The following is a 25,448-nucleotide window of genomic DNA, read 5'->3' on the forward strand; positions in this document are numbered from 1 at the left end:
TACATAAAATACATAATTTATATATTTTAATTATTTTTATGTAATCTATGTTTTTTATTTTAATTGTATAAATTATATTTTTTATGCAAATTGTATATTTTATAAATATAAAAATAGAGCATAGATTGAATATTAATATCCAACCTATACTCTATTTTTATACTCATGGTATAGCAAATCATCTATACCCTTTAGATTTTTATTTTTTTTATATTCTTCCTTCCAAGATTTATGTACAAAGGATATATTATTTTCATTAAATTTTTTACACAATTGAATCAAACTTTTCTTAACATTAACATTATCATATAAATCCATATCAAAACAAATTATAGTTAAAGGATTATTTAACTTTTTTATTATATTTATAACTTCACTGTGTCCAGTTGAAACACCTGGTATAGCTATAAAAGATTCATTACTAAAAAAACTTGCTATATCACCTTTTAATGGACCTTCTGTAATACTTATTGTATTACTATTTTTAATACCTTTTATATAATGAACTGCTGCAATAGCTTTAGTACCATTATTATATTTATAAGATGAAAAATATATATATCTTGACTTAAAATTTTTATTAGATAACAGTTCTTCATCATCCATCCTTATTTGCAAAGATATAATTTTACCTTCAAAATTTTTCATTGGAATTAAAATACCTTTTCTTGATATAAAACTCCAATTATTATATTTATCAGTATAGAATCCTGGAATTCCTTTTAATTCAAAACCTAACTCAATTAGTTTTTTACAAACACTTATTCTCTTTGTATATTCTATATTCAATGTTCTATATAAATTTCTTTTTATTGTTTGTTCATCTAATCCTCTATCCTTTAAATTAGTAAGATGTTTACTATCTAACGATAGTAAGTTCAAAAACTCTATATATACGCTATCCAAATAATTGATATTTTTAATTTCACAAGGAGCATTATTCTTTTTAACTTTTTCTATTATCCTTTTACTTATATCTAATTTTTCCCTAGATATATCACTGATCAGCTCTATATAAGCTTCTTTGTTTGTCATATGATTAAGTTTCGCATATAAAGAAATTGAACTTCCTTTTTCTCCACATCTATGACATTTATAAAAGTTTTTAAATTTGTTATTATCTATAGTTAAATACATATGACCACTTGTATCATCACAAAATGGACACTTAGACAATACTCTAGAATTATCAAGTGATTTAATTATATCTATATTACACTTTAGTGCAACATTTATAATATTTAATTTATCTTCATTCTCAAAGTAACTCATGTATAGAGCCTCCAATCTGAAAAGGGATATTATAAATATCCCTTTTTATATTTTTATTCATGAATAGGAAGTATAAAAGCCTTATTAGTCTTATCTTCTAATAATATTGGAAATGTCTTGTTATCACTATATTTTATAATAATATATTCAGATTTCATATTTTCAAGAGCATCTAAAAGATAATCTAGTGATAAGTGTATTTCTGACCCTTCACTATTTCCATCTATATCAAGTTCATCATTTATATAAATTGAATTTTCTTTTGAATTTACTTCTATATCCATACTGCTATTGTTAATGGATAATTTAATTGAATTTTTATCTCCTATTTTACATCTTCTTATAGATTTAGTTAAATTTTCTCTATTAATCTTAATTTGAAAATTGAAATCCATACTTTTAAGCATCTTTTCAATATCAATATATTCCTCTGCTAAAGTGTCAACGCCTATAATTATACCTTTTTCAAATGCAAATATAATTTTATTATCACATACACCTAAAATACCATTATTATCACCTTTACTTATTATATCGCCTAATACTTTTTTATCTAGTAAAAATGATACTGGCTCTACTTTAGCATCACACTTATAATTAATCTCATCAACTGCTATTCTATATGAGTCTGTAGCTACTATTCTTATTTTATTTAATTCTGGGTCTACTTTAAAATAAACACATTCTAAAGCTGGTCTAGTGTCTTTAGATGACGCTGCATATCTAACATTTTTTATCTTATTTAATTCTTCTACAGTAAAAAAATATTTGACTTCTGGCTCTGCAATTTCAATAATACTTTGTTTTGGTTCAGACAAACTTACTTTAAATTTTCCAGATTTTATATTGATTTTATTATCTTTAGTTTTGTCAATTTTAATGTCTTTAGGGCATTTTTGTAAAATATCCAATGCTTGTTTATCAAAAATATAAATTTCTCCTTCTGTAGGATTTTCGATTTCTTCAATTACTGCTTCAAAATAAAGATTCTTTTTTCCAATACTTTTTACAATTGCTTTGTAATCTTCAACTTGCAATTGTACATAATCTCCAAATTTTCCTGCTTGTACAATTATTTGTTTTACATCATCTTTTTTTATTATCATTTTTGTTCTCCTTCAGTTTTATTTAATTTATTTGAGCATTTATAACATAATGTCTTACCATATTTTATATTTGCTATATTTTTTGTTCTTTCATCAACATGTACATTACATATTGAGCAGAAATCTCTATTTTCAGTATCATTTACATTATTTTTTATATAACCACCAGACTCTTTATTAGGTGAATTATTCCATCTACCAATAGTTCCATAATCAGAGTTATTTTCAATTAATCTTTTACTAAATGCCTTTCTATTTTCAAGAAAAACAGGGAACATACTATTTTCCCATAAAGGTATATATTTATTTACAGTTTCAATCATTTCATTAATTTCTTCAGTTTGTAAAACAAAGTAGTTTTTTTTCAATTCAGAATAAGTTTCTTTAATTATTCCTTTATAACTATTTTTAGGATCTTTTAACTTTCCTTTTCCTATAGATATACTAATTATCCAATAATATTTACCTTCTTTCTGATTGTCTTTGTTGCAAGATACACTAAAATTTCTTATTTCTTTATATCCATTTTCAAAACTTGTATATTTATTTATCTTTGTTTTTTTATATTTAGACTTTGTATTTACAAAATTCTTCTCAAAACTTTCTGGACCACTTTTTAACAAATCACTAAATTCTTTCCATTCATTAACATTAAAACAAAATTTTAATTTTGTATTATTATTGTTTTTTGAATCATTTATTATCATTGTTATTCTAGATACCTTTGAATGTAATATAGCTTTTAAAATACCTATCTCATTATAAAAATCATTTACACTTAAATCATCTTCTACAGCGAATACTTTAGTTTCACGACCAGATTTAAATATTTGTTTTATATTACTTGACATAACAAATGTCCCCCTTTTGTTAACTGACTAAAGCAGTTTATTTTTTGTTTACTAAAAATTAGCTTAAATTTTTCTTATCTTTAATATGGGTCAAAACTTTTATTTTTTTGAAAAATTACAAAAAATAAAAACATCACTAAAAATCAACCGATTTTAGTAATGTTTTTACTAAAATAATACTAAAGTATTACTTTAGTATTATGCTTAATAAATATCATTAATTTATTTTTAAAGACTTATAGCCACATGATTCTCACTAATATTATAGCTCTTAATATCTTTACTTTTCAAAAATTCTTTTAAAACAATATTTATTATTTTTTTGTCCTCATCTGTTATATAAAAAATAGGCCTATTTTGTATATAGGGCAATATTATTTTATTTATATTGTTTTTATTTATATCATTCAAAATTGAAAAAAGCTCTATTCTTATATTACTAAATTTCATAATATCTCACTCCTCTAATTAATTATTTCTTTTATTAAAATACTTGGTTCTCTATTTTTTATCTTTTTACCATGTTCTTGAGAGTTTTTAGGAATATACAATATTACTTTTTCTTTGGCTCTAGTTAATGCTACATAAAAAAGCCTTCTTGCTGATTCCAAACTTTCACTTTTTCTAGGAAAATTCTCTTCATATAAATTTGGAATTATAACTACATCAAACTCTAATCCTTTTGAAGAATGAATAGTTAACAAATTTACATTGTTATTACTATTTTCTTTCAAACATTCTTGTCCTTCTTTTGTATTTTCATAACAAAGATATTCAATAAATCCAATACTTTTCTGTTTAATATCAGTACCATTTGATATCCATTTTTTTATTTTATTTTTTAATACAATATCTTCTACTTTAAATAAGTTCTTAGCTAACTCATATACTCTTATCGCTGTAGAAGCTTTTATACAATTGTTCAGTTTTTCAAATTTTAAAATCTCTTCTGATTTATTATTAAATTTAACACTTTCAAATATACTTATATTTTCCTTTAATGCTCTTATTTTTTGCTCTTCTGATGGTTTTAATATACTTTCAGCTAACAAATCATTTTGTAGATTTGATGCTAAAGTTAAGATATTAAAGAGTCTACTATTATAATTTTCCTTAAGTGAGCTATTAAATTCTATGCCATAATTAATAAAAACCTTAGATAGTCTTTTTATTTCCATATTAGTTCTACACAATATTGCTATATTTTTATCATCAATACCATAACAATACTTACAAATTTGTGAAATTATCTTTACATCTTGTATTTCTTGATTCTCAGTAGTGATAATATCAATATCTTCTCCATCTGTAAATCCTATCATTTCTTTTTTTATTTGATTTAAATTAAGTGATATTGTTTTATTTGCTAAATTTATTATTTGATTTGTATTTCTATAGTTTTTTACTAATTTTATGACTTCTGCATTATATTTTTTTTCAAAATTTAATATATATTCCACCTTTGAATTGTTCCATTCATAAATTGCTTGTGAGTCATCTCCAACAACATATAAATTCTTTGGTGCTATTTTATCTATTATTTCTATTTGTATATCATTTGAATCTTGATATTCATCTATAAGAATATACTTCATTTCATATCTAACCTCTGATGCAGTATTTTCATCATTTAGAAGCTCAGAGCAGAATGGAAGTATTAAATCTATATCAAGTAATCTATATCTTTTAAGATTAAATAAATATTCTTTTAATGCTAATGATATATTTCTATTTTTATTTTGAATGTCATAATTTTTTATTGCATTAATCAAATCATTACTTTTATTCAAGTTAAATCTCTTACTTATATTTTGAATTAAATTCTGTTTTTCAATATCTGAAATCATAGTATATTCTTTAAAATCACCATATTTTTTTAAGATATAAATTGAAAACATATGAAATGTACTTACAAATACCTTTTCTCCATTTTTTGATTCCTTCATAATTCTTTTTTTCATTTCAGTAGAAGCATGTCTTGTAAATGTTATACAAAATATATTTCTATAACTAATCCTTTTTTCCATTAGATGAGAAACCCTTTTGCTTATAGTCTTTGTTTTACCTGCTCCTGCCCCTGCTATTACAAGTACATGAGTAGAATTTGTATTTATAGCTTTAAATTGTTCCTCATTAACACCTAATAAGTTCATATAAAACCTCCATTTTATTTTGCTGACATGCAGCTTTTTTTATTTGCAATAAATATGGGGCAATTTTATATTTTATTTGAAAATAATAATAAAATATTTTCAAATAAAATATAAAATTGCCCCATATTAAGTATTATTAAATCTTTTAAATAAATTGGAGGAATAGAAATGAGTTTAAGAAAAATAAAAGATAAGAAATTGATATTAATTATATTCTTATCATCATTTGTTGTATTTATATTACTAGTTTTTTATTTTATGATTTTCAATAATCCTAAAAAAGCTGAATATAACATATCTGAAAATATTAAAAACACTACAAAGAAAATTGAAAATTATAATCAAACAGATAAAAGACTAGATGAACCTAAAACTGAAAATGAATTAGATGAAATTTTTTATACTAGATTTCCAAGAATTGAAATCCCTAAAATAGTTGATGATAAAGTACAAAATCATATATACATATATAGCTTATCTTTATCTTCTAATTTCTATATAACATATAAAAATTTTAGTGATATACAAAACACAAAGGAATCAATTAGTGATTATAAAGACCTACTTGATACTTGCATTGCATCCTGTAAATCTAATTTAGACGCTTTAAATGAGATAAAAAAACTTATTACAGGCAATAACAAAGAGATAGTTAAGCAATTAATAAAAGATTATGAGAATTACACAAGTTATTTGCAATCTCAAAGAAATTATATTGATAACAATATAAAAAAAGGAGAGAATTCAAACCTAGATTTTCTTGGGAAATTTTACGAATTTGAAGAGTTTAAAGATATAACTTCAAAGGTCCAAAGAAATCTACCTTTACCAAACAATGATAATACAAAAGCATTTCAAGAATATGAAGAATATAACCTCTCAAAAAATTAATTTGCATTAAAATAAATCCCTCTTATAAAAATAAAAGGGATTTATTTTAATGCATTTATATACTCTGGTAAAGACCCTATTATGCTATTTAACAAACATCTTTGTTTTTCTGTATTTTCATAAAAAGATACATCAAAATAATCTTTACCCATGACATAATCTTTTATTATAAATTGATTCGTTTTTATTTCATTAAATGCAAGTTCCAAATACATCATATTAGCTTTAAGCGTTTTTTTACTATCAAGATGAACTTCATACTTTAGATTATCAATATAGAATCTATACATTTTATTTTGTAAATCTTCTCCACATCTAATTAAATAATTCCTTCTACCTTCAAGAAAATATGCTAAGTTTATAGATTGTCCTAATTTTAATTTCTTTAATTCATTTTCATACATTAAATCAGTTGAAACTCTATCAAGCTCTGGAGGAACTGCCCTTATTACTTTCACAATTTCTCTGTTACTATCAGTCGTTATAAAATCTACTGATGTAAAAAAATTAAAAGTACCTTTTCTTTTAATTTTACCACCTTTTTCAACAGTCTTATCAACTGTATAATATGGAAGTTTTGACAGACGTTCTCTGACATCGTCATAATTTTTCTTAGCTCTTGCTAACCCTAGGTGTTTTAATAAATCAACTAAATAGAATGTTGCTGTATCCAAATTAAAATTTCTCTCAACATAAATAAGAATTGCTAAATCTTTTTTATCCAGTGATATTTTAGGCATAGCTTTTTTCTCAGTTTCACTATTAGATAATTCTGTTCTAAAATTTTCTATATCTGATCCATTTTTCTCTTTAAAATCAAATGAAAATTTGTACAATAAATTTAATTGAACACCTTTATGATCTTTAGCATTATATTCATTTGATACATATGAATTATCATCTGTCTTAACTATCTCAAGGTTTTTAATTTTTCTTGGTCTAATAGTTGGTAAAAATATACCTGGTGCTATATATGCAGGTGTAGTAAGAACAATTTTATTAATATCATACTCATATTGTGCTTTAAGTATTTCTGTTATACATAAAAGTAAATCATGAGAAAAAGCAGATTTTATTTTAGAATCTGACATCTCAAATAAATATGGAAAATCTGATATGTTATAAAAACTATCAAATGCCCAATTTTTTAATGTTGTTTCTCTCATTTCTATCAATTCCTCTGGAGATTCTAAATCTATACTTTTTATTTTACCTTGATTTTTAAGATATTCATCTCTAATGGATAGATATTCTCTTTTCAACAATTTAGGTTCACTTTTATTACTATTCATAGAATCCAATGCCATTCTTACCCAATTGTTCTTTATTCTCCAACTAGATGTTATTTCTTGAGATCTTAATTTTTTTGTTTTTCTAGGAGCTGTTAAATAGTTTAATTTAGATAAAATAGTTGATGATAAAAAATCTTCAAAAATGGGTCTTACATTTTCTATAGTATCGTGTTCTTTTATCATATATACTTCAAAAAACCTTTGTGTAATAAATTTAAACTTTTCTTGTTCATAGATAGCATGTATTATTAAATTCAAAAAATTTTGTTGTTCTTTTTCACTAAATTCAAATGCTTCATCTAACTTTTCATACAACATTTTATCACCCCTCTAGATATTATAATACATTAATTTATTAGTTAATAAAATATATATTTAATACATTATAGACATTATTTAAAAATCATATTATCAATTTTACTTTTGACAATTAGTTAGAAAATTCATATAACATGTTAATTTATTTAATATATTCAATACTATTATATATATAATTACTATTTTTTATATTCAAAAAGACAATAGAATCTGCGAACCTTTCTTAATACACTTAATATCAGTATATATAATTGTTACTTTTCATATTCAAAAAGACAATGAAATCTGCGAACCTTTCTTGCATAGTTAATATCTACATGAATATAATCTCTATTTTTTTATATTCAAAAAGACAATGGAATCTGCGAACCTTTCTTATACATTTAATATTAACATGTATATAATTGCTACTTTTTATATTCAAAAAGACAATGAAATCTGCGAACCTTTCTTGCATAGTTAATATCTACATGAATATAATCTCTATTTTTTATGTTCAAAAAGACAATGGAATCTGAGAACCCTTCTTATACATTTAATATTAGCATGTATATAATTACTATTTTTTATATTCAAACAAAGTATAAATTTCTAATTATCTTTTTATATTTTCTTAAATGCTCGTAAAGCCTTATTCTATGTGCTTTCGAGTATTTTTACTGTAGGAAGATACTTCACGTTTCTTTGCATATTTCCTCATGTCTTAGCTGTCAGAAGTGGTAAATAAGTAGTAAATTCATTTGTACTACTAAGCAACAAGACGCTCCTGTTGCTTCTCTTTATTCAAGCGTTTCATTTCTGCCATTGCAGAATCGAATGTTGCATGTGCGTAATAGTTCAGCGTCATGGCTATATTAGCATGTCCCATAATGTACTGTAATGCCTTTGGATTCATTCCTGCATTTGCATAGTTGGTACAGAATGTATGTCGCAAACTATGTGGAGTGATGTGTGGCAATTTATCCTCGTTATACTTATTGTATTTCTTAACAAGACCTTTCATCATGCCGTTGTAATCACTTGCCACTTTTGGATAGTTCTTTCTATTAAGAAAGAGGAAATCACTATATCCATCAATCTCAACACGCTTATCATTCTTTCGATTCGCTAACACTCGCTTAAATGCTTGATAGGCTTCTTCAACCATAGGAACTTGACGTTCGCCACTTTTGGTCTTTGGTGTTTCAATGTAGTACCCAATTTCAGTATCTCTCAATAGCTGATGGTCTATATTGACAAGACGATTCTCAAAATCTAAATCTGGAAGTGTCAAACCACCAAACTCTGAAATACGAAGACCTGTTTTTAAGAGTATCAGAATTTCATCATAATTTTTGCTGTAGGTTTTATCAGCTTTTGCAAAGGCTAACAGTTTTTCTTCCTGTTCTTCTGTTAGTACGGTCTTAGGGACAGTATCATCATCAAGAACTGCTTTCAGTTGAAAGTCAAATGGATTCTTCCGAACACAATCATCTTGTATAGCAATATAGAATGAAGCCTTTAAAGAACGTTTGTAGTTATTGATGGTTTGATAAGCATAACCATTTTCACTCATTCTAATAGCCCATTCTTTAGCGTCTGATGGCTTAATACTGTCAATACTTCTTACACCTAACTTGTCTTTCTTCAAAATATCCATAAGATATTTGCGTCCAGTTTCAGTGTTTTTTCTAACCTTTGGTCTTTGAGCGTTCTGTTTTGCGTAAAGCTGGCAGAGTGTCATTTTCTTTCCTACAACATCAATACCATCATGAATGTCTTTCTGTAACTCTGCGATTTTCTCTCTAAGTGAGATACAATCACGCTTTCCTGCTGGTACTCGGTCTGTAGCCACAAGTTTCCACGAGTAAACAAATTGCGGTTCTCCAAATGAATCTATATATTTGTATAAGTATCTTCCGTCTTTTCGTTGGCTCTCTCCAGTCTTTAAGATTCGACCTTTATTGTCACGTCTTTTTTCTGACATGGCATTTGCTCCTTTCCTTTATGGAAAGAGCCTTGATACGACTTAATACTATTTTATCATATACAAGACCCTTTGGCGACGCTAGATTGCGTCCAATGTATCTATAATTTTTTCAAATTGTTTTCGTTTAATCTGAATACGATTGCCATTCATAATCAGCCAATTTGCATTTTTATTTTCCTCTGCCAAGCGTCGTAGCTTGTTTTCGCCAATACGAAAATATTTTGACGCTTCTTCAATGGTTAGGGTATAACGTTCCCAAATAGGAATGTCAGTCTGCTTCATAAAATCCTCCTTTCCAAATCACTTATTTGGATTTCATAAAAGTTGTTTTACCAGCAATCGAACAGCTTTAGCAAAGCTCACGGGAGTTCCACCCCTGCATGGTTCTCATGTAGCCATACTCATTGCCTGCGACGGTTTTATCACGCTCGGACTATTGACTGTATGGGAGTATCATTATCACGATAAGAATGTCGTTGCAGGCAATCCTGCTAAAGATTGCTTCTCGGATCACTAACATGAATCGCTCGCTATCTTTATAAGATAGGTCATGGCGGTTAGTTCCGTTGGCTCTTTTCTTATCGAAACGTATTCGATTACTTTTATTCAGTTTTCAAAGAACAATGGCTCGTTAGCCTATCAAAACACATTGAAAGCTCAATATGCTTTGGTGGAATAACAAACCTCCCTGTTCGGGAAGCGTGGAATGGTTTAGCACGCTTCCACGAAAGGAGAGAGGATATTACTTAATTTCAAATGACAAAATCTTTGTAATCAGTCTGGTTTCCATTCTTCCACGTAAGACTTCATCAACGACCATACTTTGATTGCCATATTCATCTTTCATAAGTCGTAGGGAACGCTTCGTTATGTACCCTCTGTAATGATGTAGAATCTGGTTAATCGCTTCGGTATCGCCATCTGTTGCCTTTACAATGAGAGGAAAGGGAATCATAGGATATTGTGTTTTCATTCTTCAAATTCCTCCATAAACTTTTTAATTAAGGCTAGTCCACTGGTTCTATGCCGATAGACAGTAGAACGGTTCAATTTCAACAGGTCTGCAATTTCTGAATCGCTCATGTCCATAAAGTAAAACAGCAGTAGAATTTCACGTTTCTTGTCTGGCAACTCACGTAATGCTTCACTCAACAAATCATTTTCAACGCCTACTGATAACCCATTGAGTGTAAAAATCTGAAAGTCAGTTGAATAGTTATCTGTTGTCGCAAACTGGCTAACAAGATAATCGCCAACATCCGAAAAGGACACCTCACGCTTTGCAATCCTTGAAAGATAAAGCATATAATTCTTTCGCTCGTCTTCCATAGCACGTTTACAGATATAGTCAAACTGATTTTCTATTGTGGTCTGAAAAGAAGATGGTTTCATGTTTCTCACCCCCTTTCTGTCTAGGAAAGGAAGTGAGCCTTGCTCGTTTATCTCCTTTCACTCTTAGTCCCAATGTGAAAGGGGGATTTGTTGCATTACTGATAAATAAACTTTGTAAAAAAGTTCTGAATAGCCAAAAAAGCATATAAACAGATTTATTTCTCTGTTTACATGCTTCTGTTATTCTATCTATATGATTTATAAAACCACATTGGTGGACGTACTTATCTATTGCAGATAGACGACTTTTTTTGACAAGAACCCAATGTAAGGAAATTTATTGTATATGATGTACTTCATGGCGACGTTGACCTCCAACAAACCGCCATTTGGAAGTAATATACAATATTTTAACAGCGTAAATAGCACTACCATATAACGGTTTTTTTTATTGGCGTTTAGTAGTGCTTTTTATTAAATATAAACCTATAAACCATATAACACGTTTTTCTATACCTGTTTTTAATTCAGTAGGAACAATAAAATGTATAGAGGTGGTCTACTATGCGTAAAAAAGAAGATAAATATGATTTTAGAGCCTTTGGTTTAGCCATTAAAGAAGCTCGATTGAAACGAGGTTTAACTCGTGAACAAGTGGGAGCATTGATTGAAATTGACCCACGGTACTTAACTAATATTGAAAATAAAGGGCAACACCCCAGCATACAAGTTCTTTATGACCTTGTATCGTTACTTCATGTTTCCGTTGATGAATTTTTCTTACCTGCTAATAACTTGGTAAAAAGCACCCGACGATTACAGATAGAGAAATACATGGATAGCTTTACAGACAAAGAACTATCCTTAATGGAATCTTTAGCCAGCGGTATCAACGAAGCAAGAAACATCGAAGACTAATTAAAAGAATCCATACATAACGGAAAGAGCCGATAAAATGAGATTGTATTAATCTCATTTTATCGGCTCTGCGTCTTTGCGTCTGGCTCTGTAATCACAGTTACTTTGAACTGCTTTATTTCAATTAAATTTTCTTGTCTGCATTTCGGACAATAGAGGGGGAATTTTTTTAATTCAGTATCTTCCCTTATCTTTAATCGTGTTTTATTTCCACATACAGGACACAATATCCACTTGTAGTTTATAATAACTATCTCCTCCTTTACACTTTAATTCAAATCTTTATTAAAAAATATTTCATCTTATTTAACAAGAAACCATATTTATATAACAACATAAAATACACTAAGTTATTTTATTGAACATATATCGTACTTTATCTATCCGACTATTTGGACGACGGGGCTGGCAAACAGGTTCACCGGTAGTAACATGGTACCCTTTTAACTCTGTTAAACAAACACTACGTCCATTTGTAAAGAAAGTTAAATCACTACGATATTCTTGAATACACCGAGCAGGGATTTCTCCACTAAGAATGACCTCATTATTTTTCAATTGAGTGTCTACGATGTTCGCACAATATTTAGGAGCATCGTTGTATGCTCGTGAAAGATATTCCTGTGGCGCATAAATTTTAAAACTAAGATATGGCTCTAACAATTCTGTTCCAGCTTTTTTTAAGACTTGTTCCAATACAATAGGAGCAAGCATCCGAAAATCTGCTGGGGTACTAACAGGGCTATAGTATAAGCCATACTTAAAACAGATTTTACAATCCGTCACATTCCAACCATATAATCCTTGTTCGCAACCATAGCGTATCCCTTCCATAACTGCATTTTGAAATGATTGATTTAAGTATCCAAGAGAAACCGAGCTCTCATACTGCATTCCACTTCCCAACGGAAGCGGTGATACAGATAAACCAATGGAAGCCCAGAAAGGATTTGGCGGCACTTCGATGTGAATGGTATATTCTGCATTTTTTAACGGTCTCTCCATATAAATGACTGTAGGCTCTTTTAGTTCTATCTCCACATGATACTTTTCTTGCAACAGTGCACTAATCACTTCCATTTGTACTTTCCCTAAGAAAGAAAGTATAATTTCATGTGTCGTAGAATCCACGTAATATCGTAGAAGCGGATCACTATCTGAGATTTCCAAAAGGGCATCAAGCAACATTTCTCTCTGTTCAGGTTTACTCGGTTCAACAGTTGTTTGTAGTAGAGGGTGCGGATTTTCAATCTTTTTTCTCTGTGGCAATAGTTTTGTATCTCCAAGAACACTATTTAACTTCAAAAACTCATTTTGCAAAATAACAATTTCTCCAGAATAAGCTCTATCAATCTTACATAATTCACCATTTATTGAAGTATACATTTCTGTAACTTTTATTTTTTCTTTTTCTGATACTCTAACCGAATCTCGTAAATGTAGTACTCCACTATAAAGGCGTATATATGCAAGACGTTGTCTTTTTTTTGTATATTCAATTTTGAAAACATTTCCGCAAAGTTCAGACGGACCTCGATGTGTTGATGAATAAAATTTATTCGTAATCACTTCTATAAGGTTATCAATCCCTATATTGTTTTTTGCACTTCCGTGATAAACAGGGAACAGGGAACAATTATGAAATCTTATGCTTTCCTCTTGTTCGAGTTCCAATGCTTCTAATGATTTACCGGACATATATTTCTCTAAAAGGTCATCGTTTCCCTCTATTACCGTATCCCATTGTTCAGATTCGGTAAAGTTCGTCACACACATATTAGGATACAGTTCTACCTTCTGTTTGATTACAATTTCGGCAGAAAGTTTCTCTTTAATATCCTGATAAACCGTTGATAAATCAATTCCATTTTGGTCAATCTTATTGATAAAAAAGATTGTGGGAATCCCCATTTTCCTAAGTGCATGAAATAATATACGAGTTTGTGCTTGTACGCCATCTTTTGCAGAAATCAGTAGAATTGCCCCATCTAAAACTGATAATGAACGATATACTTCTGCTAAGAAATCCATATGTCCTGGCGTGTCTATGATGTTCACCTTCGTATTTTCCCACTGAAAAGAGGTTATTCCTGTCTGAATTGTAATTCCTCTCTGACGTTCTAAAAGCGTATTATCCGTCCTCGTTGTACCTTTGTCCACGCTTCCTAATTCTGTAATCGCTCCACTGTTATATAATAAGCTTTCTGTTAAGGTAGTTTTTCCTGCATCAACATGAGCTAAAACTCCAATATTAATAATTTTCATGTGATTTTCCTCCATTCAAAAACCCAAAAGGGCATAAAAATCCCAGTGATAAATACTTTTATCACTGGGATTTTTATGCATAACCATAGGTATACAAAGCATACAGATATTCTCTGGATACTTTAGAATCACATGATAAAGGTATTCTTAAACTGGGTACAAAAAACTAAGCCCTCCTAAAAAAGGACATCTAATTATTTGTTCCCGCTATCAAATTGACAGTTTATTTAAGAATACCTTGCCGCATATTTATTAACTCCTTTTAAATAGTCACTTAAATAATAGCACGTAAGAGCATATTTGTAAAGGAATCTCCAATTTTTTATCAAAAAGAGTACATGATTACAAAGTATCTGTAATCATGTACCAATATTTGTTATTTTACAATCTTCCAATTACTCCCGTTCTTTTCAAGTACCAAATCAAATTGAGATACCTGCGTTGCTTTGGTCTGCTGGTCGATATACTCCACTGTCAGCGATACCGTGACTTGATTATCCTTACGATTGTGAATAGGATTTACCAGTTCTTGAAAGATGTACTCTTTTCCGATTGGTTTTAATATCCCGTCATTCACATAGTAGGAAAGTTCACTGGCTGTCGCTGTAGGATAGAGCTTGAAGAACGTCGTTAAAAACTCATTGATTTCATTGGTTGTAATGGAATCAACCGTCCCCTCACTTTCAATGGCTTTTGGTTTATAACTTGATTTCTTAGGTATGTTGGTAATGGTCGGATTCTTAACCAGTACCATATTTCCAGAACCATCTACATAGACACTCACTATATAAGCAGAGTGGACGGTCTTTGTATTTTCTCCCTCTGTAATGAGCTGGTCTACACTGTAGGTTACATTAAACTCATTGTCGCCAGTTGGCTCTACCGTCCATATCTGAAATCCTCTTACAGAAGACGATACAGGAATATCTTTGCGTACTGTATCAACATTGAGAGCTTGAAGTTCATCTGTCAGATAGCCTTTTAGACTTTCCATTCGATTATCAATGGACTTATCGGATTGCTCCCATGAATAGTAGACTTTCGCAAAGTTCTCTACAAAATTTTCTACATGATGAGTATCAACGTATTCCTTTTCTATGATAGTTGTTTCGTGAATAGTATGAGTATCTATAGCTGTAAAGTGCTTGAATATCGCAAAGCTGAAACTAAGCCCTAAAAGTACCCACAAGGCAATCACAACCTTTTTATGAGGATTGACCTTATAGACACGAGGTTTCTTTTCCTTTGGTATCTGTTTTTCTTTATTCTGATTTTTTCTAAATTTCATCATTAAATCTTCCTTTCTCATTGTTTGATTCGTCCTGCTCCCACTAAATGCTGTTGCCAGTAGGGGCTTGTTAAGTCGGCATAACCGATTGGGTCGCCTGCATGAAACATACGGTTATTGCCAAGGTATATCCCAACATGAGTAATATAAGAGCCAGCGTTATAGGTAGAATGAAAGAAAACCAAATCGCCAGCTTGTGCTTCCGATAGTGGGATATGCTGGGTCACATCATATTGCTGTTGTGCGGTTCGTGGTAAGTTAATTCCAGCTTTTCCATACGTCCATTGTGTCAGTCCGCTACAATCAAAAGAAGTAGTCGGGGAAGCTCCACCGTAAACGTATCGCCAGCCCTCATATTTCAGTGCTTCGTCCATGATGGCTTGTACCGTATCATCATCAAACTCTGTTGTGACAAGATACTGCGTTACCAGTTGCACATAAAACATATTGCCATAGTTGTATCGCCAGCCCCCATTGATAGGTATGGCTATGGGATTGGGGTAAGACACTTTTTCGCCACCTGAATACTCTTTTGAGAAACTTTGAGCCAGTTCAAAGGTATATTTATTTCCACGATTAGCCACATACCCTAAGAAACCACCACCATAATTGTAGGACTGGATAACCGATTCTAAATCTACACTGAGCCTTTCGCTACTGGCTAATAATTCACTGAAATACTTCACACCTTGCTTAATGGATTCTTCTGTACTCAATGAATTAGGTGGAAGACCGAGGGATTCCGAGGACTGCATAACATCTTCCGCAGTACCGCCCGATTCCACCTGTATAATCGCAAGAAGTATGTTGACATATTCTTCAACGCCATATTCTTTGGCATATTTTTCTACCATAGGCTTATGAGCCAGCACTTCTGCGGAAACATTCACACCTCCATAATGAATATTGGAAATTCCGCTGTCCTGTTCATCTGAAAATAAAATGGCAACAAACAGAAGCAGTGAGAAGACCATCAAGAATAATCCAGAACCACCAATCACTAAAGTTTTCAACTTCATGGTTTCTTACCGACTTTCTTAATGGTGGCGGTTTTGATTGGTGGTCTACTTCTTGTATTTTGTAGTGGTACTCTTTGAACAGTAGACGGACGTTCTTTTGTGATTGGACGTTGTGAAGTTCTATCTGCTGTAGTGGTTGAAGTTGCTGGCTTTTGAACGGTTTTTTCTTGAACGGTATTGCCTTGGCGTTCCACTTTTGGACTTGAAAAATCGGACTTAACTGCTGGACGCTCTTGTTTGGCTTGTTGAGATTCCTTATATGAAGTCTGAATATTAGACTGTTTTGAGGTCTGTTCATCATGATATTGTTCTTGTCTTGTAGTCGGTCTTTCATGAACAGAAGAAGCAGGCTGTTTTTTCTGTTTGACCTGTTCCATTTCAGAGCGACGCTTCGCAATGGTTTTTCGCCTTTGTTCCTGCTGTTCCTTGCGTCCACTGGCTCTGTCCGCTTTGGTTTGAGAAATACTACTGGTTAAATCACGGACATTCTCTTTTACTTTGGATTTTCCTTGATATACTGCATATCTTGCATTGGTCGGCAAATCTTTAACCTGTTCTTTCAAACCACTAGCAGTGTCTACCATTCTGTCTTTGGTATCAGCTACTGTACCGATGGTTTGACCGATACGTTTTCCAAGTGTTGATTTTTCCTTTCCGTCTGGTCGGGAGTGATCTGCTTGTGTCCTTGCAGAACTCCCCGAACCCGACTGTCCTTTTTTACCTGTAACAATGGCAGACCCAGCCCCTAGAGTAGTCATGGAACGTCCAAGTTTCCGCTGTAGACGGTGCATGTGAGCGTGCATAAGCATACGAGGTTTTCTCATCACACGACTTCCCACACTTTGAGAATCGTTACTCTGTAGAGAAAACATACTCATTAAATCGCCCAGCTTGAAGTAGATTCCTGCAAAGGTCACAATCTGTAGAAAAGCAATCAAAAAGAACGGATAACCAGCCGATAAGGTATAGAGCATGGTTGAAATACTAAATGCTGTCGTAATAATCAATGTGATTCCAGCTCGTGTCAAAATGGTATTAAAGAGCTTTGTTATGGCTCGTTTTGACATACCATCAAATGATGGAATCATGCTTAAAATAAAGCTCACAGGCAGAAACATAGCATAGATGATAAAAAGTACCTGCGAGAAAATCATGATTCCTGTTAATAGGAATACAAATATGGAAATCCCAATATTGAAGACAAATAGGAAGAAGACTGTACCTAAACGGTTAATGGTCTTTGTAATGGTTAGATTGGTATTGCTTCTGTCTTCAATTTCTTCCGCAACAATTTTTTCTCTGTCTTCGCCATTGTTGGAATCTGGGCTGGTGGAGAGCAGGCTTTCCACACGGTCAATACCGATACTTTCAATGTCTGAACTGTTGTATTGAAGCAGTAGCCACGGTTGCTGAACCTGTATGGAAAACAGGCTATCTCTGATTAAGTCCACGCTGTCCTTGCCTTGACTATCGGAATGGGGCATGACAATCTTCGTGCCAAGTGATAAACTGGCATTACTGATGTCTGATGAAAAGTCATTGATTTTTTTAATGTAGTCGGGAGCGTAGGCAATAAAGGAAGCCGATAGGATAAACACCAGCACAAAATTCATAATGGCATGAATTGCCTTTGTGGTTTCTCTCTTTATCAGTCCCGTATAGGCAACATAAACCCCAAGAACCAAAATCAAGAGTAAGAGGAATCCAACATAGAAACCCTCTGTTGAAAATCCGTTTGCACTCACACCAGCTAAGGTCTGCATATTCTTACCAATGGAATCTGCTGTAGCGGAAATGAAGTCTAAGGAATAGGCTTCCTGTACTAAGTAACCTGTCGCATTGGAAACATACAAACTGATTGTCCAAATAAAATTGGTAATGGCATATAGTCCATACATGACCTGTTTTCCAATCCCGTCCGACCAGTTCCACGGAAGCCAGCCCCAGCTATTATCCACATAAAAATCCAGTTGATAGTTTTCAAGTGGGTATCGGCTGTATTCATTTGCCACATTGACCGTATCATCTACCAAGCCCGCAGCTTGAACCACCGTTCCCAGCATGGCTAAAAGAAAAATGGCAATCACAAGTGTGAAAGCCACTGTCATTGCCACTTTACCTAGACGTTTCAGCGTCCAGTTTGATTTTATTCTGTTTACTATTGATGGTTTCACATTTACACCTCTTTTCGCACAGGTGGTCTGGTATCAAAGGCATGGAGCAGTTCTTCAAATACAGGGTGGAACTGTATCACACCGACACGACCATATAAATCACTGATAAGGCATTGCCCGTTTTCCAAATCACGCAATCGCTTCTGATTGTTTTCGTCCTCTGGGTCTACACCAAAAAAGGCTAAGGTCTTTTTAATCTCGTTAAGGTCAGTGGAACGAAATGCAAATTTTAAGCCGAGGTTATTTTTCAGTTTTTCATCTAAGAGGTCGTCTGTATTTTGGGTCACGAAATATACCCCAGCGTTCATAGCACGACCAGCCCGAACCAGCTTCATAGATAGTGTTTTTCCTTGTGCTACCTGTAAAAAGCTCCATGCTTCGTCTAAATCTACAATCTTGAAAATGCTTCGGTCTGTATGGATAAAGTCTAAAGCAAAGGTACTAATGACAATCAGCATAGCAACGGATAAAAGCTCCATAGTGGTATATTCCTCAAAGGAAGTTTCCTTGTCGGGAAGTACCAAGTCCGCAACCTGTATAATGTTCAGTTGTTTTTCTAAGCTGATAGACTGCTCCACATAACCATTACTGAATAATAAATGTGCAAAGTCATAGTCTGTAAAACTTTCGATATGGTCGGCTATACTGGTACTTAGTGGCGTATTCTCAACCCGTAATTCCTCAATCACTTTCATCAACCCTCGTACTTCACTATTGGTTACTGCACGAATGGCTTTTCTAAGGATTGGGAAGCGTTCCCCATCACGAGAGGAAATCCCCGTAAGGAATGTCAGAATATCAATAGCCAGTGATTCAGAATCTTTGGGATTTTTCATAATCACATAAGGGTCAAGTAAGCCTTTGTTTTTCTCATCAGAAGTCAGAGTGACGATATTGATTTCATGGGAAATCTCTGGCAAGGTTTCTTTCCATCTGCCACGTTCTGCTTTTGGGTCTACAATCACTGCTTGTGCCCCATAAAGCACCGCATAATAGACGATAAGGTTATTCGCAAAGGATTTACCACCACCCAGCGAACCAACAAAAGCCGACGCTAACGCATTGGTTACTGAACCCTTAACCCCTTGACTGGCAAGAGCAGGTTTCAGATAGACATTGCGTCCAGTATCTAAGCTGTAGCCAACATAAATCCCCTCATTTTCCCCCAGCATTTGAGTAGCACCAAAACCTAAACCAGCGAGGAAATCAGAGGTCACGTATTGAATATAATCATTCATATAACGCTTGCTGGCAGGTAAAAATTCTTCATGTAAGCCGAGCATATCCCCAAATGGTCGTACCAGTTTTACGCTTAAATCGTCATAAAAATCTTTCACTTCATTACAACGACGTTTGAGTTCGTCAAGATCATTTGCTGATACCCTTACCACATAAGACAGCTTGTACATAGATTCCTTGCTTTGGTCTAAATTGGTTTCCAGCTCATTCACACTTTCCAGAGCTTCCGCCACATTGGAGCTGGTTTCATTATCACTTTGCCAAGCGTGGTTATCCAAGTCTTTCAGTTCTTTCTTTTTATTGCGGACAGTAGATAGGGCTTTACGATTCGCTACAATTTCCACATTCATTGACGTATCAATCGGGAATGTAAATTGCTGTTGCTGGTAGTAGAAGATTTCAGAGGACGGGAAGTCCAGTTCTCCGACAATGCTGTTAATGGTAAAGTAAGCTACATAGACGGTTTCATCTTCCTGCTGGATTTTCAAATATCGCTGTTTTTCTTCCACCAAACAGCGAGTAGGCTTAATCAAGTCATAGTATTTAATCAGCGTTTCATTATCCAGCTTTTTCTTTGATAGATGGTACTCATACTCTTCATAGGCAGTGCCTGTCTGTCCGTAAAGGTGTTCAATCAGATAGCCGAAGTCGTCCTTATCTAACCTGCGGATTTTGAAACGACGAGAGATTTTATTTTCTAAGAGCTTTTCCATCTTCTGAAAACGCAGGATTTCATCATTACTCATACTAACAAAATCGCCCATCAGCTTATGGTTCACATCATAGACAAAATCAGACAAAGCATTTTTTGCTTCAACGGTAAGACTTTTCATAGAAAACTCCTGATCGTTGAGAAGCAACTTAAAGCCGATAAAGAAACGGTAGTTCACTTGATTTTCGCCAATCATGGATATTAAAGCGTCTGTCTGTTGGTCGATTTTGTCATAGGCAACCGCTTTGAGCTTGCCAGTGACTTCATTTTTGGAACGCTCTTGTGCAGAACGTATGCTGGATTCTGTACTGATTTGTAAAGCATGAATTTTGCCATCACGATTTTGTGCGATAAGCTGTCTGAAAGAATCATGCACTTGTATTTTCTGTTCTGGACTTAGAAATGAGTAATTGTAAGGAACAAGCTCATAGTAAGCATAACATTCCCCGTCTTTATTCCAGACGAGATTGTTTTCAATGTATTTAATTGGATATGCCATAAAATTCACTCCTAACTGCTGTAATGGCTTCTTGTGGCTGGTTTCTGCCAAGCGTTACTTTTTTTCCTGCATAGGTCAGCTTTGGTCGCAGTGCATAAGCAATGACAGACTTCAAAAATCCATAAGGCTTTTTACCATCAAAAGTTTTTGTAGACATAAACCATGTGAAAGCCACAGGAATCCCAAAGTATTTGAGAAATGCTCCCTCTATCATGGAAAGAGGGGGCAAGTTGCCAAGTATCATCACTGCAAAGAGTGACACGACAAACCATGTCATTTGCGTAAAGGTTATGGGAAACGGAAGTCTAAAATCATTGATAGAATACAGTACCTTTTCCACAGACCAGATACTGGTATAGCTTCGTATTTTCTTCATGTAATCAATCCTTTCATAAAAAATAGGGGTAGCTGATTGAGCCACCCCGTAAAATAGAAAATCTGCCAGTAGTAATGTACCGACAGATTTAATAGACGATTTCAAAAATCCCATGATTGGTTGAGATAAACGTTCCTGAAAGGTCTAAATCCCGACCATAGGCTTGATAATCAATATAGTTTTGAAGACTAGCTGGTACTTCGCCTAAAGCACCCGTTTCTTCAATGTAGTAGCGTGCCACGTCATACATATCATCACAATCGGAATGAATGATAATATCCTCTTGATGTTCGCTTAGTTCTTCAATGCTTGAAAAATGAGTGAGCAGAGCAGATAGCTCCGATTGTAATTCTTCGGGTAATTCCGATACCATTTCCCATAGTCGATTGAGTTCGCCAATGGAAGTGTATTCGTCAACCGTAAAGGGTAACTCGTAGTCATGAATGGCGTATTCCTCATATTCATCATTCAAGCCGATTTTCTCTTTGACTTCCTCAAAGTCAATGGGAAAGGTAAACCACGCACCGACCAATTCGCCCTCATTGTATTTGCCTAAATTCGCAATATAGACTTGCATATCGTCCATATATTCACGTCCTTTCTTTGTAGAGATTCAAAAATCCCTACCGCACTTCGTTTGGTGTACCATTCCTTTGCGGAACATAAGAAAACCACTTATATTCCACAAAAGAACGGTTTTATTTAAGCACCAATAATGCGATTGAATAGCTCTAGTAAAATGTCTTTTACTCCAGCAGCGTTGAAGACTAAGCCAACCGCAATAATCGCAATAATTAAAAAGCCAATCAGTTTGCTAAACTCACGCTTGAAGCCAAGATACAAGCCAATCACAACGATTGCTAAAAGCACCAGTGATTGAGCGTTTGATAGAAACCAGTTATAAAGGTTTTGTCCAAAATTCATAAAAATGTTCTCCTCTCTATATTCAATGAATTTGTATTTGAGTTATTTTTTTGTTGTTATCACGTCCTGTTCTTTTACTGACTGTTGCTTCAAAATCTGCTTGTGTCGGTCTGTCAGTTTCGCATGGTCGAGAATGTCTTTTACAACCTGCGTCTGGTTGATTTCATCAAGTTTAATCGCAACCTTTAAGGTCGGGGCAACTTGATGAGATAGCCAGTTCAGCGTCCTTTGGAAGGAGTAAGGCTCTGGTTTTGTGGTTAGTTTTAATCGTTCACGATTGTTCCCAATAAACCAAGCCCATTCTTCATTCAGTTTCCAATCAGAACGAGGTTTGGAATCGTCTTTATCTACAAAACGGATATACCGATTGATAATTTTAAAGGCGGTATGCTCTGGATTGTCATAGACGAGTAAATCACGGACTGCATAATAGGCACGCTCATTTTTCAATCGAATCTCAAAACGGTTTTTTACTTCTGCGTCTTCAATGGGAATATCATTTTTCTTGTACTGCTCGTAGTCCTTTTCATAGATACAGAAATAAACTTCACTTTGTAATGAACCGATATAGAGGGTGTTTCCCATACATTCCTTTTCCTCTTTGCGTACCAGTTCGCCACTGCGATAGCTTTTAAAACTGCGGAAGACGGAGATACATTCTTCCTGTTGGCACTTTTCAGTGAGTACAGGGATATTTAAAATCCCTGTCTTATCGTTAATGGCAAGGTCAAGGCGTTTCATCACACCGCCAGCCACCAAAACGTCCATAAAGAACTCATACCAGCTTCTTTGTTGTGCCAGAAGATAGCTTTCAAATTGTCTGCACCCACGACCTTTCAATTCCACCAGAACTCCTTTGTCCAGTTCATGGGAGCAAAGGACGAATATGTCGCCTAAAGCATAATGCTCTGAATAAGAATAGAAACCATAGTCCTCATGAAGAAAATAGGACAGTTTCAGTTGTAAGATGTTTTCGACCACCTGCTGTACGTCTGTTGTCGGAAAGCGAATTCTTACATAATCAAACAGCATTTCAAGGGGAGCGTCGGGATTGAAGCGTTCCAGAGCTTCCCAAAGGGACTGCTGTAAATCCTCTGATGGCTTGACTTTTCCTGTTTCAATATCGCTTAGATACTGCCTTGTAATACCAGTCGCAACAGCTAAACGGTTTTGAGATAGTCCATAAGCCAAGCGTTTTTCTTTTAAATGCTGTAACCAAGTTTGTTCATTCAGTAAAAATCCCTCCAATCAAAAAGGCGTATGTCAACTTTTAAAGCCCATTTGACATACGCTGAAATTTTGTAAATCCCTTGTAACCAAAGGATTTTCTAATGTTTTTTTGACTGTTTCCTGTCGATTTGTACCCCCCTGTTAGATACCGAGGGGTTTTACCTGCTGGTGTGGCTTACGCCACACCAGCAACGGCTAGTCCGTGCCGTCGCCTTTCGCTTCGCACGTCGCCGCCCCGTCCTGCCTTGCTTGTGCAAGAGAGCCGATAGTCTGTAAAAAATCATGTCCTTTTGGGACTAAAGGCGTGTAAAATTCGCTGATAACGCTTGTTCCCACATCACAATAGCCACGCCCTTTGATACGCTTCTGGAAAAACTGCTTTTTCACATCTGAACCAAACAGCATACCGTAACCTAATTCGCTGATACGTCCAAGTCCCACACGGAAATTGAAATTATCCCTTATCCCGTCCGAGAAATACTTTGCGTCTGGACGCTGGCAGGCAACGATAAGGAAATATCCTGCTTGTCGCCCCAGCATGACGATTTTCTTTAACTGGCTAAGTAGGCTTACACTTTCTTTTGTCCCCAGCATTTCAAAAAACGCCACATATTCATCAAAGATAAGAAAGCATGGTGGCAGTCCCAGATAGGCGTAGTTTTCGCCCGTCTTATAGTTTTGGTGTCGCTTCATTTCCTCACTTCGCTGTACCATGCCCTCATAAAAGGCATTGACGCAATCAATCATTTCTTCTTTGGTATGGTAGACGTTCGGCATGACCGTTCCCAAGTCCGCAAGGTCGCTGTTCTTCGGGTCTAAAATGTAAAGAATAGCGTCAGTATGCAGTAAGGCTTCAATGAGCGTCAGCAGGAAATAAGTTTTACCGCCACCCGTTCCACCAGCGATAAGGGCGTGAGGGAGTGCGTCATATTCCCAGACAAGATTTTTCATCAGCCTAAGACAGCCGTTTTCTGCCCGTACTTCATCAATGGTAATGCGGTTTGCTATCATATCATAAAGCAGGGTATATTTGATATAACCGTCATGCAAAGTCTTGTTGGTCAGCTCGCAATACAAGCCACTTTCCAGTTTATCTTCTAACCGTAAAAGCTGGTCTTGATATTTCCCCAGCGTAATTTCACAGCGGATATGAAGCAGTCCCTTTTCCATTTGATAATAAATCTTCGGAAACCAGACGATTTTTTCCCTTGATCTGCTTTGCAGGTCAGTAAAAAAACCGCTGTCTTGTACGGTATCGGCTTCATACCACTTATTTTCCAGTACCATTCGTGCCAACTTTTGACGGTGCAGGAGCTTCTTGAAACTGTCGTAACAGAAGCGGTAATACAGAAAAGCGACCAATGCACAAACACCAGTCGCTATCAGTATGGTTATGGAGTTGTAAGGGGAAAGCGTCAAGCCGTTCTCTAACAAGCTAAAATGCTCCCAGTCAGTACGCATGAGCTGTTTTATATTCAATAGCAGGAGAACCGCCACAAATACAAACAGAAGCATCCCTATGGAAAAGTGGTAGACAAGGTGCTTGTCGCTGGCTCTGATACGGTGTCCTTTGTTCCAAATCATACGCATAAATCAATCACTCCTTTCTAGGTATGAAAA

The 25,448-nt window shown here is 33.8% G+C and carries 25 protein-coding genes and 1 pseudogene; 3 read left to right on the forward strand and 23 right to left on the reverse strand.

From position 1 onward, the window contains the following. Nucleotides 1-144 precede the first annotated feature (144 nt). From KGF50_RS08945 to KGF50_RS08965, 5 genes are all read right to left on the reverse strand, one after another. The gene (locus KGF50_RS08945; RefSeq protein WP_227847737.1) at nt 145-1,272 is read right to left on the reverse strand and encodes a DUF3854 domain-containing protein; all 1,128 of its coding nucleotides are present in this window, start codon (nt 1,270-1,272) and stop codon (nt 145-147) included. Nucleotides 1,273-1,325: 53 nt separating this feature from the next. Continuing rightward, nucleotides 1,326-2,378 (reverse strand): DNA polymerase III subunit beta, encoded by a 1,053-nt coding sequence (locus tag KGF50_RS08950; RefSeq protein WP_227847738.1) that lies wholly within the window; start codon nt 2,376-2,378, stop codon nt 1,326-1,328. Next, on the reverse strand, nt 2,375-3,229 hold the full coding sequence (locus tag KGF50_RS08955) for a hypothetical protein (RefSeq protein WP_227847739.1): 855 nt from the start codon (nt 3,227-3,229) through the stop codon (nt 2,375-2,377). Before KGF50_RS08955 ends, KGF50_RS08950 begins: the two co-directional genes overlap by 4 nt. Before the next feature lie 228 nt (nt 3,230-3,457). Next, a complete protein-coding gene (locus KGF50_RS08960) occupies nt 3,458-3,679 on the reverse strand; it encodes a hypothetical protein (protein WP_227847740.1) in 222 nt (73 codons plus the stop codon). Between the two features lie 14 nt (nt 3,680-3,693). Then, nucleotides 3,694-5,382, reverse strand: coding sequence for an ATP-dependent helicase (locus KGF50_RS08965; protein ID WP_227847741.1), 1,689 nt, complete (start codon nt 5,380-5,382; stop codon nt 3,694-3,696). Between the two features lie 168 nt (nt 5,383-5,550). Here KGF50_RS08965 and KGF50_RS08970 point away from each other — a divergent pair, with 168 nt between their 5' ends. After that, on the forward strand, nt 5,551-6,273 hold the full coding sequence (locus tag KGF50_RS08970; protein WP_227847742.1) for a hypothetical protein: 723 nt from the start codon (nt 5,551-5,553) through the stop codon (nt 6,271-6,273). Nucleotides 6,274-6,314: 41 nt separating this feature from the next. On the opposite strand, the gene KGF50_RS08975 is transcribed toward KGF50_RS08970, so the two are convergent. The 3 genes from KGF50_RS08975 to KGF50_RS08985 form a co-directional block, all read right to left on the reverse strand. Further along, entirely contained in the window at nt 6,315-7,883 is a 1,569-nt protein-coding gene (locus tag KGF50_RS08975) for a hypothetical protein (RefSeq protein WP_227847743.1), read from the reverse strand. A gap of 748 nt (nt 7,884-8,631) precedes the next feature. Then, nucleotides 8,632-9,849, reverse strand: coding sequence for a tyrosine-type recombinase/integrase (locus tag KGF50_RS08980; RefSeq protein ID WP_001291561.1), 1,218 nt, complete (start codon nt 9,847-9,849; stop codon nt 8,632-8,634). 81 nt (nt 9,850-9,930) lie between these two features. Then, on the reverse strand, nt 9,931-10,134 hold the full coding sequence (locus KGF50_RS08985; protein ID WP_000814511.1) for an excisionase: 204 nt from the start codon (nt 10,132-10,134) through the stop codon (nt 9,931-9,933). Here KGF50_RS08985 and KGF50_RS08990 point away from each other — a divergent pair. Further along, entirely contained in the window at nt 10,118-10,369 is a 252-nt protein-coding gene (locus KGF50_RS08990) for a hypothetical protein (protein ID WP_001845478.1), read from the forward strand. The two genes, KGF50_RS08985 and KGF50_RS08990, sit on opposite strands and share 17 nt — an antisense overlap. Before the next feature lie 225 nt (nt 10,370-10,594). Here KGF50_RS08990 and KGF50_RS08995 read toward each other — a convergent pair whose 3' ends face one another. Together KGF50_RS08995 and KGF50_RS09000 are read right to left on the reverse strand one after the other, a co-directional pair. Further along, complete coding sequence (locus KGF50_RS08995) at nt 10,595-10,825, reverse strand: helix-turn-helix domain-containing protein (protein WP_000857133.1); 231 nt, start codon at nt 10,823-10,825, stop codon at nt 10,595-10,597. Beyond that, the gene (locus KGF50_RS09000) at nt 10,822-11,244 is read right to left on the reverse strand and encodes a sigma-70 family RNA polymerase sigma factor (RefSeq protein ID WP_000804885.1); all 423 of its coding nucleotides are present in this window, start codon (nt 11,242-11,244) and stop codon (nt 10,822-10,824) included. Before KGF50_RS09000 ends, KGF50_RS08995 begins: the two co-directional genes overlap by 4 nt. Nucleotides 11,245-11,748: 504 nt before the next feature. Between KGF50_RS09000 and KGF50_RS09005 the strand changes: the two genes are divergently transcribed. Beyond that, on the forward strand, nt 11,749-12,102 hold the full coding sequence (locus KGF50_RS09005) for a helix-turn-helix transcriptional regulator (protein ID WP_001227347.1): 354 nt from the start codon (nt 11,749-11,751) through the stop codon (nt 12,100-12,102). A gap of 59 nt (nt 12,103-12,161) precedes the next feature. On the opposite strand, the gene KGF50_RS09010 is transcribed toward KGF50_RS09005, so the two are convergent. From KGF50_RS09010 to KGF50_RS09075, 13 genes and pseudogenes are all read right to left on the reverse strand, one after another. Continuing rightward, the gene (locus tag KGF50_RS09010; protein ID WP_000336323.1) at nt 12,162-12,329 is read right to left on the reverse strand and encodes a cysteine-rich KTR domain-containing protein; all 168 of its coding nucleotides are present in this window, start codon (nt 12,327-12,329) and stop codon (nt 12,162-12,164) included. 118 nt (nt 12,330-12,447) lie between these two features. Then, nucleotides 12,448-14,367, reverse strand: a complete 1,920-nt coding sequence (gene tet(M), locus KGF50_RS09015) for a tetracycline resistance ribosomal protection protein Tet(M) (protein WP_000691727.1) — start codon at nt 14,365-14,367, stop codon at nt 12,448-12,450. Between the two features lie 15 nt (nt 14,368-14,382). Next, nucleotides 14,383-14,499, reverse strand: coding sequence for a tetracycline resistance determinant leader peptide (locus KGF50_RS22340; protein ID WP_001791010.1), 117 nt, complete (start codon nt 14,497-14,499; stop codon nt 14,383-14,385). 244 nt (nt 14,500-14,743) lie between these two features. Continuing rightward, a complete protein-coding gene (locus KGF50_RS09030; RefSeq protein ID WP_001224319.1) occupies nt 14,744-15,676 on the reverse strand; it encodes a conjugal transfer protein in 933 nt (310 codons plus the stop codon). Then, a complete protein-coding gene (locus KGF50_RS09035; RefSeq protein ID WP_000769868.1) occupies nt 15,673-16,674 on the reverse strand; it encodes a lysozyme family protein in 1,002 nt (333 codons plus the stop codon). The genes KGF50_RS09030 and KGF50_RS09035 overlap by 4 nt, the downstream gene beginning before the upstream one ends. Then, nucleotides 16,671-18,848, reverse strand: coding sequence for a CD3337/EF1877 family mobilome membrane protein (locus KGF50_RS09040; protein ID WP_000804748.1), 2,178 nt, complete (start codon nt 18,846-18,848; stop codon nt 16,671-16,673). Before KGF50_RS09040 ends, KGF50_RS09035 begins: the two co-directional genes overlap by 4 nt. Nucleotides 18,849-18,850: 2 nt before the next feature. Then, nucleotides 18,851-21,298 carry an ATP-binding protein gene (locus KGF50_RS09045; protein ID WP_000331160.1) on the reverse strand — a complete coding sequence of 816 codons (2,448 nt, stop codon included), beginning with the start codon at nt 21,296-21,298 and terminating at the stop codon, nt 18,851-18,853. Then, nucleotides 21,282-21,674 carry a conjugal transfer protein gene (locus KGF50_RS09050; RefSeq protein WP_000723888.1) on the reverse strand — a complete coding sequence of 131 codons (393 nt, stop codon included), beginning with the start codon at nt 21,672-21,674 and terminating at the stop codon, nt 21,282-21,284. The genes KGF50_RS09045 and KGF50_RS09050 overlap by 17 nt, the downstream gene beginning before the upstream one ends. Before the next feature lie 88 nt (nt 21,675-21,762). Then, nucleotides 21,763-22,260: an antirestriction protein ArdA gene (locus tag KGF50_RS09055; RefSeq protein ID WP_000342539.1), complete on the reverse strand. Its 498-nt coding sequence runs from the start codon at nt 22,258-22,260 to the stop codon at nt 21,763-21,765. Between the two features lie 116 nt (nt 22,261-22,376). Continuing rightward, nucleotides 22,377-22,598, reverse strand: coding sequence for a hypothetical protein (locus tag KGF50_RS09060; protein ID WP_001009056.1), 222 nt, complete (start codon nt 22,596-22,598; stop codon nt 22,377-22,379). Between the two features lie 42 nt (nt 22,599-22,640). Continuing rightward, complete coding sequence (mobT, locus tag KGF50_RS09065) at nt 22,641-23,846, reverse strand: MobT family relaxase (protein ID WP_000398284.1); 1,206 nt, start codon at nt 23,844-23,846, stop codon at nt 22,641-22,643. Between the two features lie 22 nt (nt 23,847-23,868). Beyond that, nucleotides 23,869-24,003: pseudogene (locus KGF50_RS09070) on the reverse strand (conjugal transfer protein); the annotation flags it as partial. Nucleotides 24,004-24,023: 20 nt separating this feature from the next. Next, nucleotides 24,024-25,418: an FtsK/SpoIIIE domain-containing protein gene (locus tag KGF50_RS09075; protein WP_227847744.1), complete on the reverse strand. Its 1,395-nt coding sequence runs from the start codon at nt 25,416-25,418 to the stop codon at nt 24,024-24,026. Nucleotides 25,419-25,448 lie beyond the last annotated feature (30 nt).

The sequence above is a fragment of the Clostridioides sp. ZZV15-6598 genome (genome assembly GCF_020657705.1).
Lineage (GTDB): Bacteria > Bacillota > Clostridia > Peptostreptococcales > Peptostreptococcaceae > Clostridioides > Clostridioides difficile_F.